Genomic DNA, 14,415 nt, shown 5'->3' with positions numbered 1-14,415 from the left:
GCCACAGGGAAGACATCAAGCGCCCGCTTTGGCGCCCCAGATGCACACCCCGCTCCACCAACCCACACCCCAGCTGGACTGGCTTGAGCGTGACACCTCAGGTGATTTGAACTTTAACGACTCCATTGAAAGCCGGAAAAGAAGCATATGACCAACGCCTTCCAAGGATTTCTTCAAAAGTTCGCAGATGACCACAAAGTTGGTTTTTCGATTTTTCAAGAAAATCTTTTTTCACTTGGATGGATTGGCACCTTGGGGCATCCGCTGTACTGGTACATCTGGACTTACATCTTCCCTCAGCCGTATGAAAGTCTCCTTTTCCGATCCATCTCTGCGTTGGTTTGTGTTCCTCTTATTTTTCATGAGCGCATTCCATCTTCATTGAGCAAATGGAAGCCGGTGTACTGGTATTTCGCAGTCACCCTGACCTTGCCCTCCATATTCGCCTTTCTTCTACTGATGAATGATTTCAGCCGGATATACGTGGCCTGCGAAATCATGCTCATCTTTTTGCTGGTCACTTTTTTACCCGGAATAGTCTCCGTGACGGTATCCCTTCTCACAGGAACTTTGATTGGATATCTTTCATATTTGTATGCCACACCAGCCGATCACGCACTGCAGAACATTGGAACGTTGATAGAGTTTTCGCCTCTTTTGATCTTCGCGCTTTTTGCAGGAAGCATTTTTAGCGGATCCTTCAAGGAAAACCTGCAAATCCGCCAAATGCGCATGGCGGCCCAGGAGCAAGAGAAAAGCCTGAAGGCCCTGGCCGGCTCCATCGCCCACGAAATGCGCAACCCCCTGGGCCAGATCCGCTTCAGCCTGCACGGTGTGCGCAACCTGCTGCCCCGCCCCATCGCGCACGAGGAACCGGAAGATGCGCACCCCACCTTGTGCCCGGCCGACCTGAACAAGATCTACAACCACATGGCCCAGGGCGAAACCGCCATCGACCGCGGCCTGCAGATCATCTCGATGACCCTGGACGAAGTCAGCGGCAAGCCGATCGACCACGCCAGCTTCGAGTACCTCCCCGCGAGCGCCACCACCCACAAAGCCGTCGAGGAGTACAGCTTCGACTCCCCGGGGGAGCGCAACAAGGTCAAGGTGCACGTCCGCAACGACTTCACGCTCAAGGCCAACGAGACCGCCTACCTCTTCATTCTGTTCAACCTCATCAGGAACGCCCTTTTCTATTTCAAGCAGCACCCGCAGGCCACGCTCACGATCACGGTGGACGCGCCTCACATCCGGGTGCGCGACACAGGGCCTGGCATTTCGCCCGAGGTGCTGGGCACGCTCTTCGGCTCCTTCGCCACCTCGGGCAAGGACGGTGGCACGGGCCTGGGGCTGGCCTATTGCCAGCGCACCATGCAGGCTTTTGGCGGCGAGATCGCGTGCGATTCGGTGCAGGGGCAGTACACCGAGTTCACCCTGCGCTTCCCGACGACCACCCAGGCGGAAATCGACCAGCACGAACGCGAGGTGCTGGCCCTGGCGGCGCCCTTCTTCGAGGGCAAGCGCATTCTGGTGGTGGACGATCAGGCGTTGTTGCGCAAAGCCACCCGCGCCTTGCTCGACGGCCTGGACTGCGAGCACGACGAGGCCGAAGACGGTGCACAGGCCATCGCCAAGCTCAGGGAGCGCACTTACGACCTGGTCGTCATGGACCTGAACATGCCCGCGCTCGATGGCTATGCGACCGCGGAGCAGATTCGCCAGGGCGCGGTGCCTGAGCAGAAAAACGTGGCGATCATGGCCTACACCTCGGAGTCGGCCTACATGGCGCACGTCAAAACCGAGAAGGTCGGCATGATCGGCTTTATCAGCAAGCCCTGCACCCGCCTGGAGCTGATCAAAGGCCTGCAGGCGGGCTTGCAGGCAGCCACCTACAAGGCTCTGCTGGACGACGCCACGGCCGCCGTTCTGGTCGGCAAAACGGTGCTGGTCGCCGACGATGGCGCATTCAACCGAAAAATCGCCACGACCTCTCTGCGCAGCATGGGGATCGAGGCACTGGAGGCAGACAACGGGCTCACGGCGCTGGAGCTGCTGCGCCGGCATCCCACGATTGACGCCGTCCTGCTGGACATGGAGATGCCGGTGATGGACGGTCTGCAGACCGCACGCGAAATTCGCAAAGGCCACGCGGCGCTGGCGCGGCGCGTGCCCATCATCGCGCTGACCGCCAACGGCAGCGACCAGCACGTGGCTCAAGCCATGGCGGCGGGGATGGACGAGTTCATTTCCAAGCCGTTCTCTCCCGATCAGCTGCGCGCGGTCTTGATCAAGGTGTTGACGCCCGGCGAACCTGGCAGGCACTTCAGCGCGGCCGCGGTGGCGGCCCACGCCAACGGCGTGCCCTTGATCCACACGCAACGGCTGGATCAGATGCGCCAGCTCGACAGCACGCTGCTGAGGGACTGCCTGACGGGCCACATCGAGCAGATGCAGGCGCATTTCGTTCAGCTGGAAGCGCAGATGGCGAGCCGGAACTTCCCGGCGTTCCGCACTCAGTTGCACATGTTGCTGGGCGATGCCGGCGCGGCGGGTTTCCACGCGCTCCACCAGTTCCTGAGAAACGAGGTCTATCCCACCGTCGCCGATGCGCAGCAATGGCCCGAGCCCGAGACCTGGCTCGCCACCGCGAGAGCCCTGTACGCCCAGACCGAGCGCGTGGTGCGACGGACCTATCTGAAGGACGCCTGAGGCCGGCCGGCCCACCAGACGGAGCCGCGAATCAATCGAGCGGCGTTTTGGCATCAATGCGGCGCCGGCGACCCTCTAACATGGGCGGTTCTAACAGGAGACCCTTCCATGGCACTGCAGCTCTACGTCGGCAACAAGAACTACTCGTCCTGGTCCATGCGCCCCTGGGTGCTCATGAAGCAGGCCGGCATCCCGTTTGAAGAGAAGATGGTCCGCTTCGACTCGTTCGACACCCACTCGGAGTTCAAGAAGGAGTTGCGCACCGTCAGCCCCATTGCCAAGGTGCCGGTGCTGGTGGACGACGGCTTCGCCATCTGGGACACGCTGGCGATCGCCGAGTACCTTGCCGAGCGTTTTCCCGAGAAGCACCTGTGGCCCCGGGACGTGAAGGCCCGGGCACGGGCGCGCAGCGTCTGCGCCGAGATGCACAGCGGCTTTGGCGCGCTGCGCAACCACTGCCCCATGAACATCGAGGCATCGCTGCCCGAGATCGGCCGCCTGATCTGGCGCGACAAGCCCGACGTGCGCGCCGATGTGGCGCGCCTGTGCGGGCTGTGGAGCGAGCTGCTCGCGGCCCAGCCTGCGGGGGGCCTGCTGTTCGGGGACTTCAGCATCGCGGACGCGTACTTCGCGCCGGTCTGCATGCGCATCGCCACCTACGAGCTGCCCCTGCCCGCCGACCTGGCGGCCTATGTGGCCCGCGTCCGCGCACTGCCCGGCGTGAAGGCCTGGGTGGACGAGGCGCTGGCCGAGCACGATTTCATCGACTTCGATGAGCCGTACCGGCTGGGGCGTTGAGCAGGTGATGAACACCGTCACCCTCGCCGCCCTGGAGGCCTTCCCGAGCCAGCTGGAGGCGCACTATGCGGCCATCCCCAGCGGGTTCACACAGTGGGCTCCAGCGTCCTGGGCAGGTGTTCCCAGCGAGCCGCTGACCGCGCTCGAACAGGTCTGCCATGTCCGCGACATCGAGATCGACGGCTACCACGTGCGGTTCCAGCGCACGCGGGATGAAAGCCATCCGACCCTGGCCTCCATCGACACCGACGCCCTGGTCATCGAACGCGCCTACGGCAAGGCCGACGCTGCGCAGGCCCTGCTCGACTTCCGGGCCGCGCGGGCCCGGACGGTGACCCTGCTGGCCGGACTGGCACCCGAACAGTTCGACCGCACCGCGGTGTTCGAGGGCTATGGGGCCGTGACCCTGCGCGGGCTGGTGCACTACCTCTGCAGCCACGACCAGCAGCACCTGGCCGGTCTGCAATGGCTGCTCGGAAAGATCGACGCGTCCCGGGCGACTGCGCGCGGCTGATCCCGTCGCGGCCGATGGCCGCACCGCCTACACTCGCCCCCATGAAAACCTATCTCGTGGGTGGCGCGGTGCGCGACGCGCTGATGGCGCGCGCCTCGGAGACCCCCGCCGTTTCGCACGCGGACCGCGACTGGGTGGTGGTCGGTGCCACGCCCGAGGCGATGGCGGCCGAGGGCTTCCTGCCGGTGGGGCGCGACTTTCCCGTCTTTCTGCACCCGAAGACCAAAGAGGAATACGCGCTGGCGCGCACCGAGCGCAAGACGGCACCGGGCTACCACGGCTTCGCGTTCCACACCGAGGCCGGCGTCACGCTGGAGGACGACCTCGCGCGGCGCGACCTCACCATCAACGCCATGGCGGTGGCCGCCGAGCACGCGGACGACCCGGCCCGCGCGCCGCTGATCGACCCGCACCACGGCCAGCGCGACCTGCGCGAGCGCGTGCTGCGCCACGTGACCGGCGCGTTCGCGGAAGACCCGGTGCGCATCCTGCGCCTGGCCCGTTTCGCCGCGCGCTTCCCCGACTTTTCGGTGGCACCCGAAACCGGGGCGCTCATGCGCGAGATGGTGGCCAACGGCGAGGTCGACCACCTGGTGGCCGAGCGCGTGTGGCAGGAGCTGGCGCGCGGCCTGATGGAGCAGCGCCCCAGCCGCATGCTGGAGGTGCTGCGCGAGTGCGGCGCGCTTCAGCGGCTGCTGCCCGAGGTGGACCGGCTCTGGGGCGTGCCGCAGCGCGCCGAGTACCACCCCGAGGTGGACACCGGTGTGCACCTGATGATGGTGCTGGACATGAGCGCGCGCCTGGCCGCACCGCTGACGGTGCGCTTCGCTTGCCTGTGCCACGACCTGGGCAAGGGCACGACGCCGGCCGACGTGCTGCCGCGCCACATCGGCCACGAGGAGCGCAGCGCGCGCCTGCTCAAGGGCGTGTGCGAGCGCCTGCGCGTGCCGACCGACTGCCGCGAGATCGCCGACGTGGTGGCGCGCGAGCACGGCAACATCCACCGCAGCGGCGATTTCAGCGCCGGCGCGGTGGAGCGCCTGCTGGAGCGCTGCGACGCGCTGCGCAAGCCCGCGCGTTTTCACGAGGTGCTGCTGGCCTGCGAATGCGACGCGCGCGGCCGCCTCGGGCTGGAAGACGAGCCCTACCCGCAGCGCGAGCGGCTGGCGCGGGCGCTGGCGGCCGCGCGCTCGGTGGACACGGCCGTGGTCGCCTCGCAGGCCCAGGCCGACGGCCTGAGCGGCCCGCGCGTGGGCGAACGCATCCACCGCGCCCGCGTCACCGCCGTGGCGCAGGCCCTGGGCACCCCAGGCGATTGAGGCCTGGCGCGCGCCGTCAACCGGCGCCGGAGTCTCTCACCCGCGAGGTGGGTTAAACGATTTTTCACGCCATGGAAGCGCTCACCCTGTTACGGTAGGGACCAATGAGCACACTGCCAAAACTGCTGACCGACCGGTCCGCGCTGTTTCTGGACTTCGACGGCACGCTCGCCGACCTGGCTGGAAGGCCCGATGCGGTGGAGATTCCGCCGGCGCTGGTGGCCTTGCTGAATGGCCTGCACCAGCACCTGGACGGTGCGCTGGCGCTGGTGACCGGGCGGGCGCGCGAAGACCTGGAGCCCATGCTGGCTTCGCCCTGGCCCTGGCCGGCGGCGTTTGAACACGGGGCGGTGCGCCTGTCGCCCCACGGCGGTGCCGCCACCACGCGCCCGAGCGGGCTGGCGCGCGCGATCGCAGCGGCCGAACAGTTGGTGACGCACCACGCCGGCCTGTTGCTGGAGCGCAAGCAGACCTCGATGGCCCTGCACTACCGGCAGGCGCCCCGGCTGGAAGCGCTGTGCATGAGCACCTTGCAACAAGCCCTGACCGACGAGCCCGGCCTGCAGCTGTTGCACGGCAAGGCCGTGCTGGAAGTGAAATCCGCCCGTGTGAGCAAGGGCACTGCGATCGAGGCCTTCATGCAGGAAGCGCCCTTCACCGGCCGCGTGCCGGTGTTCGCGGGCGATGACGTGACCGACGAGGCCGGCTTCGACGTGGTGCAGCGCCTGGGCGGCGAAGGCATCAAGGTGGGCGACGGCCCGAGCCTGGCCCGCCACCGTTGCCCCAGTCCGGAGGCCTTGCGCGCCTGGCTGGCCGATGCCTTCCCACTCTCCAGCGCCCGCCCATGAGCCCCACGCCCGGTTTTGTCCCACCCGCCGCCGCCTCGCTCTCCTTGGGCATGGTCGGCAACTGCGCGTTCAGCGCGCTGATCGATCCCCACGGCCGCGTGGTCTGGTGCTGCCTGCCGCGCTTCGACGGCGACCCGGTGTTCCACGCCCTGCTGGGCGCGGACGACGGCGGACAGGGCACCTTCGCGATCGAGATCGAGGGCCTGGCCGAGGCCACCCAGCGCTACGAGCACAACACCGCCGTGCTGGTGACCGAGCTCTGGGACCACCAGGGCAACGGCCTGTCGATCACCGATTTCGCCCCGCGCTTTCCGTCGCGCGGGCGCTACTTCCGCCCCACGCAGCTGGTGCGCCGCGTGCGCCCGCTCAAGGGCGCGCCGCGCATCCGCGTGAGCGTGCAGCCGCGTTTCGACTGGGGCCGCAGCGCGCCCACCATCACCTCGGGCAGCAACCACATCCGCTATGTCGGCGAGGGGCAGACGCTGCGCCTGCACACCGACGCCTCCATCAGCCACGTGCTCGCGCGCGCGCCCTTCCTGCTCACACGCGAATGCAACTTCATGCTCGGCCCGGACGAGACGCTGGAGACCGGCATCGGCGACACGGCGCGCCATTTCGAGCAGGAGACCCTTTCCTACTGGCGCAACTGGAGCCGGCGCCTGGCGGTGCCGCTGGAGTGGCAGGAGGCGGTGATCCGCGCGGCCATCACGCTCAAGCTCTCGCTGTACGAAGACACCGGCGCCATCGTCGCCGCCATGACCACCAGCATCCCGGAAGCGCCCGGCACGCAACGCAACTGGGACTACCGCTACTGCTGGCTGCGCGACGCCTTCTTCGTGGTGCGCGCGCTCAACAGCCTGTCCGAGGTCGGCACCATGGAGGACTACCTGCGCTGGCTCGCCAACGTGGTGGTGGGCGCGGGCGGCGGCCACATCCAGCCGCTGCACGGCATCGGGCTGGAGCGCGAGCTGCCGGAGAGCATCTGCGACACCCTGCCCGGCTACCGGGGCATGGGGCCGGTGCGGGTGGGCAACCAGGCACAGGAACATTTCCAGCACGACGTGTACGGCAACATCGTGCTGGCGGCGGCGCAGGCCTTCCACGACGAGCGCCTGCTGCACCGCGCCGGGCTGGCCGAGTTCGAGCAGCTGGAGGCGGTGGGCGAACGCGCGCTGCGCATCTACGACCAGCCCGACGCCGGCATGTGGGAGCTGCGCACACGGGCCCGCGTGCACACCAGCTCGGCCCTGATGTGCTGGGCCGCCTGCGACCGGCTGGGCAAGATCGCGCACTCGCTGGAGATGCCCGGGCGCGCGGCCTACTGGGCAAGCCACGCCGAAACCATGCGCGAGCGCATCCTGCGCGAGTCCTGGAACGAGGAGCGCCAGGCCTTCGCCGAGAGCTTCGGCGGGCGCGACCTCGACGCCAGCGTGCTGCTGATGGTGGAAGTGGGCATGATCGACCCGATGGACCCACGCTTTCTCTCCACGCTGGACGCGCTGGAGAAGCACCTGTGCGACGGCCCGTTCATGCGCCGCTACGAGGCCCCCGACGATTTCGGCAAGCCCGAGACGGCGTTCAACATCTGCACCTTCTGGCGCATCGACGCGCTCGCGCGCACCGGCCGCGCCGACGAGGCGCGCGCCATCTTCGAGACCATGCTGGCCGCGCGCAACCCGCTGGGCATGCTCTCGGAAGACACCCACGCCACCACCGGCGAGATGTGGGGCAACTTCCCGCAGACCTACTCGATGGTGGGCATCATCAACGCCGCGGTGCGCCTTTCGGCCCGCTGGGATTCGGTGATCTGATGAGCCGTCTCGTCGTCATCTCCAACCGCATCGCCGACCCGCGCAAGACCGCCTCGGGCGGGCTGGCCGTGGCGCTGGGCCAGGCGCTCGAAGCCTCGGGCGGCCTGTGGTTCGGCTGGAGCGGCAAGGTGGTGGAGGACGGCACGCCCGGCGAGGGTGAGCTGCACCTGCAGAACGCGGGCAAGGTGCAGCTGGCCACGGTGGACCTGAGCCGCGAGGACCACGACAGCTACTACCTGGGCTACAGCAACGGCGTGCTCTGGCCGGTGTTCCACTACCGCCTCGACCTGGCCGACTTCGACGCCGGCTACATCGGCGGCTACCGGCGCGTGAACCAGATGTTCGCGCACAAGCTCAAGGCCCTGCTGCGGCCCGACGACGTCATCTGGGTGCACGACTACCACCTGATCCCGCTGGCGGCCGAGCTGCGCGCCATGGGCTGCGAGCAGCGCATGGGCTTCTTCCTGCACATTCCGCTGCCGCCGCCGCTGATGCTGGCCGCCGTGCCCGAGCACGACTGGCTGATGCGCTCGCTGTTCGCCTACGACCTGGTCGGCTTCCAGAGCGAGGCCGACGTGTCGCACTTCGCGCGCTACGTGGGCACCGAGACCCCGGCCGACATCCTGGGCGAGCACGAGTTCCGCGCCTTCGGCAAGACGCTGCGCGCGCAGGCCTTCCCGATCGGCATCGACGTGGACGAGTTCACCGAACTGGGCAAGGGCCGCGAGTCGCAGGAGATGTTCGAGCAGATGCGCAGCGAGTACTCGCGCCGCCGCCTGTTGCTGGGCGTGGAGCGCATGGACTACTCCAAGGGCCTGCCGCAGCGGCTCAAGGCGTTTCGCCAGTTGCTGCAGGCCTACCCGGAAAACCTGGGCAGCGCCACGCTGATCCAGATCGCCTCGCCCAGCCGCGAAACGGTGGATGCCTACGCCGCGCTGCTGCAGGAACTGGAAAGCCTGTGCGGCGCGATCAACGGCAATTTCGGCGAGCTGGACTGGATGCCGGTGCGCTACATCCACCGCAACGTGGCGCGCAAGCGCCTGCCCGGCCTGTACCGCGCCGCCAGCGTGGCGCTGGTGACGCCGCTGCGCGATGGCATGAATCTGGTGGCCAAGGAATTCATCGCCGCGCAGGACCCGGACGACCCGGGTGTGCTGGTACTCTCGCGGTTTGCCGGCGCGGCCGAGCAGATGCGCGAGGCCTTGCTGGTCAACCCGTACGACACCACGCGCACGGCCGAGACCATGCAGCGCGCGCTGCAGATGCCGCGGGAAGAGCGCCAGCGCCGCCATCAGGCGTTGCTGCAGGGCATCCGCGAGCAGGACGTGCACTGGTGGCGCGAGCGCTTCCTGGCCGCGCTGGCGGCCATTCCCAACACATAGAACCCTTCACGGCGGGGGGGGGGGGGGGGGGGGGGGGGGGGGGGGGGGCGGGGGCGCCGGCCGCGAGGCCGGCGCCCGTGTTTCTTTTCTTCTTAGGAGGACCTGATGAACGACCAGTACATTGAGATCGCCGCCCGCTGGTGGGATACGTTTGGCGGCTTCACCACGATCGCCATTCGCATCACGCTGATCGTGATCGCCGCCTGGGTGACGACCGGGCTGCTGCAGCGCACCGTGCGAAAGTTGCGGGAGCGCATCGCCAGTCGAATGGATGACCGTGAATCGGCCAAGCGGGCGGAGACCCTGGGCCGGGTGATTCGCTATCTGATTGCCGTGGTCATCAGCCTGGTCACCGCCATGTTAGTGCTGGCGGAGCTGGGTGTGTCTGTCGCACCGATCCTGGGCGCAGCGGGTGTGGTGGGCTTGGCCGTGGGCTTTGGTGCACAGAGTCTGGTGAAAGACTACTTCACCGGCTTCTTCCTCCTGCTGGAGGACCAGATACGCCAGGGCGACGTGGTTCAGGTGGGAGATCATTCCGGCTCCGTGGAGGAAGTGACATTGCGCTACGTGCAACTGCGAGACTACAGCGGCAATGTGCACTACGTTCCTAACAGCACCATCACGACGGTGATCAACATGTCGCGCGGCTTCAGCAACGCAGTCATGGACATCGGCGTGGCCTATCGGGAGAACGTGGATGAGGTCATGACGGTGATGCGCGAAGTGGGACATCAATTGCGCACCGACGCGGCATTCGAGTCACGTTTGCTGGCCGACCTGGAAATCGCTGGCGTGGAGAACTGGGCAGACTCGGCCGTGATCATTCGCTGTCGTTTCCGCACCCGCCCGCTGGAACAATGGGGCATCAAGCGCGAATACTTGCGCCGCCTCAAGGCCGCTTTCGATGAAAATGGCATCGAGATTCCGTACCCCCACATGACCGTGTACGCCGGGCAGGACCGGCAAGGCAGAGCCGCCGCGTTCCAGATCTCGAACGTCCCTCAGTCCTGACGCATCAGCAGGGGGCGGTCGAGCGCGCACGCGGCCCCCAATAGCGCGGGCGATTGCGGCGCGGTGATCACCCAAACCGGGACCCGGCCCAGGTACGCGGCGAACCGGCCCTTGGCCTCGAAGCGTTCGCGGAACGGCGAGGTGTCGAACCAGGCGCCCAGGCGCGGCACCACACCGCCCCCGATGTAGACGCCGCCGCGCGCGCCCAGCGTGAGCGCGAGGTTGCCAGCCACGGCGCCGAGCACCGCGCAGAAGATCTGCAGGGCCTCCAGCGCCTGCGGGTGTGCCCCTTGCAGCGCGGCCTCGGTCACGGCGGCGGCACTGGTGAACGTGCCAGCCTCGACGCCATCGGCTTCGCACAGGATCTGGCAGGTCTCCAGCAGGCCGGTGCCGCTGGCCACGCGCTCAGCCGAGGCATGGCCGTGGCGGCGCACCAGCGCGTCCATCAGCACGCGCTCGCGCGCGGTGGCAGCGGGCAGCGTCACGTGGCCGCCCTCGCCCGCGATCGGCACCCAGCCGCCTGCGCCGTCGGGCAGCAGGCCCGACACGCCCAGGCCGGTGCCCGCGCCGAGCAGGGCGATGGCCGCGCCGGGCACGGCCTCAGTGCCGCCGACCTGCCGCAGCTCGTGCGCGGGCAGGTGCGGCAGGGCCAGGGCCAGGGCCGTGAAGTCATTGAGCACGCGCAGCGTGGTCAGGCCCAGCTCGTCGCGCAGGGCCGCCTGCGAGAACGACCAGTCGTGGTTGGTCATGCTCACGAGGTCGCCCGTGACGGGGTTGGCCATGGCGATCGCCGCCGCCGCCGGCTGGCGGCCCAGGCCACCAAGGTAGACGCGGATGGCGGCCTGCAGGCTGGCGTGATCGGCGACCGGCAGCACGCGGATGTGCTCGATCGGTGCGCCCTGGCCGTCCTGCCAGGCCAGGCGGGCGTTGGTGCCGCCCACGTCGGCCAGCAGTCGGCCTTGTCGGGATGTTGAAGGCATGGTGCGCGAGAAAAGGTCGGACAAGCCCCGACCATACCGCGTCGGGCGGGCTCAGGCGCGCGGCAGGTTCGCGCGCACCCAGCGCACGATGTCGGCCGCGCCCATGGCGCCGGGCTGGCGCGCCACCTCGCGCCCGTTCACGAACAGCGCCAGCGTGGGAATGCTGCGGATCTGCAGCCGCGCGCCCAGGGCCTGGGCTTCTTTCGTGTTGACCTTGGCCAGCCGGACGTGGGGTTCCAGCTCGCGCGCGGCGGCCTCAAACTGGGGCGCCATGGCGCGGCAGGGACCGCACCAGGGGGCCCAGAAGTCCACCAGCACCGGCACCTGGGAGCGGCTCACGTGTTTCTCGAAGGCCGCTTCGTCCAGCGCCGCCGGGTGGCCGTCGAACAGCGCGCGGTGGCATTTGCCGCAGTCCGGCGACTGGCCCAGGGCCTCGCGCGCGAGGCGGTTGGTGGTGTGGCAGTGGGGGCAGACGATGTGCAGAAGCTCGGCGGTCATGGGACGCTCCCTCAGATCAGGTAGCCGATCAGGCTGGCCACCATGCTCAGCACGACGGTGGTGGCGAAGGGCAGGAACCACTCGCGCCCGAAGGCCTTGAAGCGGAAGTCGCCCGGCAGCCGGCCGAAGCCCAGCTTGTGCAGCAGCGGCGTGAACCAGCTGATGAGCAGCAGGGCCAGGAAGATGACGATCATCCAGCGGATCATGCTCAGAGCCGGTGCGTGCGGTCGCCGGCCGCGAAACCCAGGGGCACCCAGCCGGCCGCATTGCCCGCCGGCGCCAGCGCGATGACCTTGAACAGCTCGCCCATCTCGTGCTCGTTGACGAGCTTCTGCATCATCGCGTTCTGCCGCGCGTCGGCGCGCTGCGCGAGGTCGAGCAGGCCGCAGTTCAGCAGGAAGCGGCCCTGGCTGGTGTAGCCCAGCACGTCCAGGCCGGCGTCCTGCGCAGCCAGGGCGATGCCGGTGAAATTGACGTGCGCGGTGATGTCCTTCTCGCCCGGGTCGCTCAGCGGGTCGCTGTCGCTGCGGTGCGCGCGGTGGCAGATCAGGGTGCCCATCGCGCGCTGCGGGTGGTAGTACTCGGCCTCGGGGAAACCGTAGTCGAGCAGAAAGGCCGCGCCGCGCGCCAGGCGGTCGGCCAGGGTGCGCACGAAGGCCTCGGCCTGCGGGTGGATTTCGGTCACGTAGTCGTGCTCGCCGTCCACCTCCAGCGGCGGGCGCAGATCGGTGGCGCGGTCGGCCCAGGCCAGGGCGCCCGCGGCGCCCAGCGCCACGCCGCGCTCGTGCCACACGCCGTCCACGCGCGCGAGCAGTTGCACCGGCATGGCGTCGAGCACCTCGTTGCCCAGCACCACGCCGTGCAGCTGCTCGGGCAAGGCATCGGCCCAGTGCACCTGCGCTGCGTGCGCGGCCAGGGTGGCGCGCTGGCGTTCGCGCAGGCTGCCCGAGAGATCGACGATGGTGTAGCGCCGCAGCGGCTGCCCCAGCTCGGCGAGGGCCTCGATCACCTGCAGGGCCAGCGCGCCGGTGCCGGCGCCGAACTCCCACACCTCGTCGGTGCCGCTGGCGGCCAGCGCCTGGGCCACCTGCCGCGCGAGGGCCTGGCCGAACAAGGGGGTGAGCTCGGGCGCGGTCACGAAATCGCTCCCGCCCTGCGGCAGGTGGCCGAACTTCGCCAGCGCATTCGCGTAGTAGCCCAGGCCGGGCTCGTAGAGGGCGATCGCCATGAAACGGTCGAACGGCAGCCAGCCGCCGCTCGCAGCGACGGCCGAACGCACCCGCGCCAGCAGGGGGCTCGTTAAACTCTCGGATTCTGTTGCCATGGGGTTCTGCACCCCCGGATTGTCCTTCATGCCCAGTGCCACCACACCCGCTGTTGCCACCCGCACCGTGCTCGTCACCGGCGCGGGCAAGCGCCTGGGCCGCGAGATCGCGCTGGCGCTGGCGCAGTCGGGCTGGAACGTGGCGGTGCACCACCGCCACTCCGCCGACGAGGCGCGCCGCACCGCCGACGACTGCGCCCTGCGCAGCGGCCGCGACGGCAGCGCCCGCACCTTCTTCGCCGACCTCGGCGACGAGGCCAGCGTGCGCGCCCTGCTGCCGGCCGTGGTCGCGCATTTCGGCCGGGTGGACGCGGTGGTCAACAACGCCTCGATCTTCGAGCACGACAGCGCCTCCAGCTTCGGCTTCGCCGCACTGGAGCAGCACCTGCGCGCCAACACCGGCGCGCCCGTGCTGCTGGCACAGGCCCTGCACGCGCACCTGGACGCGCGGCAGGCCGAAGGCGCGGTGGTCAACCTGCTCGACCAGAAGCTCTGGAACATGAACCCGGACTTCTTCAGCTACACCCTTTCCAAGGCCGCGCTCGAAGCCGCCAACACCATGCTCGCGCTGGCCCTGGCGCCGCGCGTGCGCGTGGTGGGCGTGGCGCCCGGCCTCACGCTGACCAGCCACCTGCTGAGCGACGAGAAGTTCGCCGAGCTGCACCAGCAGTCGCCGCTGGGCCGCTCGTCCAGCCCGCAGGACGTGGCCGCCACCGTGGCTTTCGCGCTGGACAACCGCTCCATCACCGGCACCACCCTGCTGGTGGACGGCGGCCAGCACCTGATGCGCTTCGAGCGCGATTTCTCGCTGATGTGAGTCAGCGCCAGCCCACCATGAACGCCTCCGCCGCCGGCAACCAGATCCTCACGCTCACGGGGCTGCGCTTCGACGCCAACCTGGGCATCCTGGACCACGAGAAATCCAGCCCGCAACCGATCCAGGTCGATGCCGAGCTCAACCAGGGCACGCAGCCCCTGCTGCCGCACGACGACGACATCGGCCACGTGCTGGACTACCGCAAGGTGCGGCAGATCATCATCGACGAGTGCACCGCCGAACACGTGAACCTGCTGGAGAGCCTGATCGGCAAGCTCACGCGCCGCCTGATGCAGCTGCCCGGGGTGATCGGCGTGCGCGTGAAGATCGCCAAGCTGGAGATCTTCGACGACTGCGAGGTCGCCATCCGCATGGAAAGCGGTCAGTGGTGAACCGCCGAC

Annotated in this window: 14 protein-coding genes; 10 read left to right on the top strand and 4 right to left on the bottom strand. The window is 68.4% G+C overall.

Translation table 11 applies throughout. From position 1 onward, the window contains the following. The first annotated feature begins 147 nt into the window (after positions 1 to 147). From AC07ZS_RS06650 to AC07ZS_RS06615, 8 genes are all read left to right on the top strand, one after another. Positions 148 to 2,712: an ATP-binding response regulator gene (locus AC07ZS_RS06650; protein ID WP_494797795.1), complete on the top strand. Its 2,565-nt coding sequence runs from the start codon at positions 148 to 150 to the stop codon at positions 2,710 to 2,712. Positions 2,713 to 2,820: 108 nt separating this feature from the next. After that, complete coding sequence (locus AC07ZS_RS06645; protein ID WP_494797794.1) at positions 2,821 to 3,510, top strand: glutathione S-transferase family protein; 690 nt, start codon at positions 2,821 to 2,823, stop codon at positions 3,508 to 3,510. Between the two features lie 7 nt (positions 3,511 to 3,517). Beyond that, a complete protein-coding gene (locus tag AC07ZS_RS06640; RefSeq protein ID WP_494797793.1) occupies positions 3,518 to 4,024 on the top strand; it encodes a DinB family protein in 507 nt (168 codons plus the stop codon). Between the two features lie 41 nt (positions 4,025 to 4,065). Further along, on the top strand, positions 4,066 to 5,343 hold the full coding sequence (locus AC07ZS_RS06635; protein WP_494797792.1) for a multifunctional CCA addition/repair protein: 1,278 nt from the start codon (positions 4,066 to 4,068) through the stop codon (positions 5,341 to 5,343). 104 nt (positions 5,344 to 5,447) lie between these two features. Then, positions 5,448 to 6,191, top strand: a complete 744-nt coding sequence (gene otsB / locus AC07ZS_RS06630; protein ID WP_494797791.1) for a trehalose-phosphatase — start codon at positions 5,448 to 5,450, stop codon at positions 6,189 to 6,191. After that, positions 6,188 to 8,002, top strand: coding sequence for a glycoside hydrolase family 15 protein (locus AC07ZS_RS06625; protein WP_494797790.1), 1,815 nt, complete (start codon positions 6,188 to 6,190; stop codon positions 8,000 to 8,002). The genes otsB and AC07ZS_RS06625 overlap by 4 nt, the downstream gene beginning before the upstream one ends. After that, the gene (otsA, locus tag AC07ZS_RS06620; RefSeq protein ID WP_494797789.1) at positions 8,002 to 9,384 is read left to right on the top strand and encodes an alpha,alpha-trehalose-phosphate synthase (UDP-forming); all 1,383 of its coding nucleotides are present in this window, start codon (positions 8,002 to 8,004) and stop codon (positions 9,382 to 9,384) included. The genes AC07ZS_RS06625 and otsA overlap by 1 nt, the downstream gene beginning before the upstream one ends. Positions 9,385 to 9,489: 105 nt before the next feature. Then, a complete protein-coding gene (locus AC07ZS_RS06615) occupies positions 9,490 to 10,395 on the top strand; it encodes a mechanosensitive ion channel family protein (protein WP_494797788.1) in 906 nt (301 codons plus the stop codon). Here AC07ZS_RS06615 and AC07ZS_RS06610 read toward each other — a convergent pair. From AC07ZS_RS06610 to AC07ZS_RS06595, 4 genes are read right to left on the bottom strand one after another with little or no spacing between them, the layout of a single operon-like run. Continuing rightward, positions 10,386 to 11,375 (bottom strand): glucokinase, encoded by a 990-nt coding sequence (locus AC07ZS_RS06610; RefSeq protein ID WP_494797787.1) that lies wholly within the window; start codon positions 11,373 to 11,375, stop codon positions 10,386 to 10,388. The genes AC07ZS_RS06615 and AC07ZS_RS06610 overlap by 10 nt on opposite strands. Before the next feature lie 51 nt (positions 11,376 to 11,426). After that, entirely contained in the window at positions 11,427 to 11,873 is a 447-nt protein-coding gene (gene trxC, locus AC07ZS_RS06605; RefSeq protein ID WP_494797786.1) for a thioredoxin TrxC, read from the bottom strand. Positions 11,874 to 11,884: 11 nt separating this feature from the next. After that, positions 11,885 to 12,079, bottom strand: a complete 195-nt coding sequence (locus tag AC07ZS_RS06600; protein WP_494797785.1) for a DUF2905 domain-containing protein — start codon at positions 12,077 to 12,079, stop codon at positions 11,885 to 11,887. A gap of 2 nt (positions 12,080 to 12,081) precedes the next feature. After that, the gene (locus tag AC07ZS_RS06595) at positions 12,082 to 13,197 is read right to left on the bottom strand and encodes a class I SAM-dependent methyltransferase (protein WP_494797784.1); all 1,116 of its coding nucleotides are present in this window, start codon (positions 13,195 to 13,197) and stop codon (positions 12,082 to 12,084) included. A 28-nt stretch (positions 13,198 to 13,225) separates the two neighbouring features. Between AC07ZS_RS06595 and AC07ZS_RS06590 the strand changes: the two genes are divergently transcribed. Beyond that, positions 13,226 to 14,014, top strand: a complete 789-nt coding sequence (locus tag AC07ZS_RS06590) for an SDR family oxidoreductase (RefSeq protein ID WP_494797783.1) — start codon at positions 13,226 to 13,228, stop codon at positions 14,012 to 14,014. 17 nt (positions 14,015 to 14,031) lie between these two features. Continuing rightward, positions 14,032 to 14,406: a dihydroneopterin aldolase gene (locus AC07ZS_RS06585; RefSeq protein WP_494797782.1), complete on the top strand. Its 375-nt coding sequence runs from the start codon at positions 14,032 to 14,034 to the stop codon at positions 14,404 to 14,406. The last annotated feature ends 9 nt before the right edge of the window (positions 14,407 to 14,415 follow it).

It is taken from the genome of Hydrogenophaga sp. GW456-12-10-14-TSB4, assembly GCF_059424305.1.
This window is presented reverse-complemented; position numbering and strand designations above follow the sequence as displayed.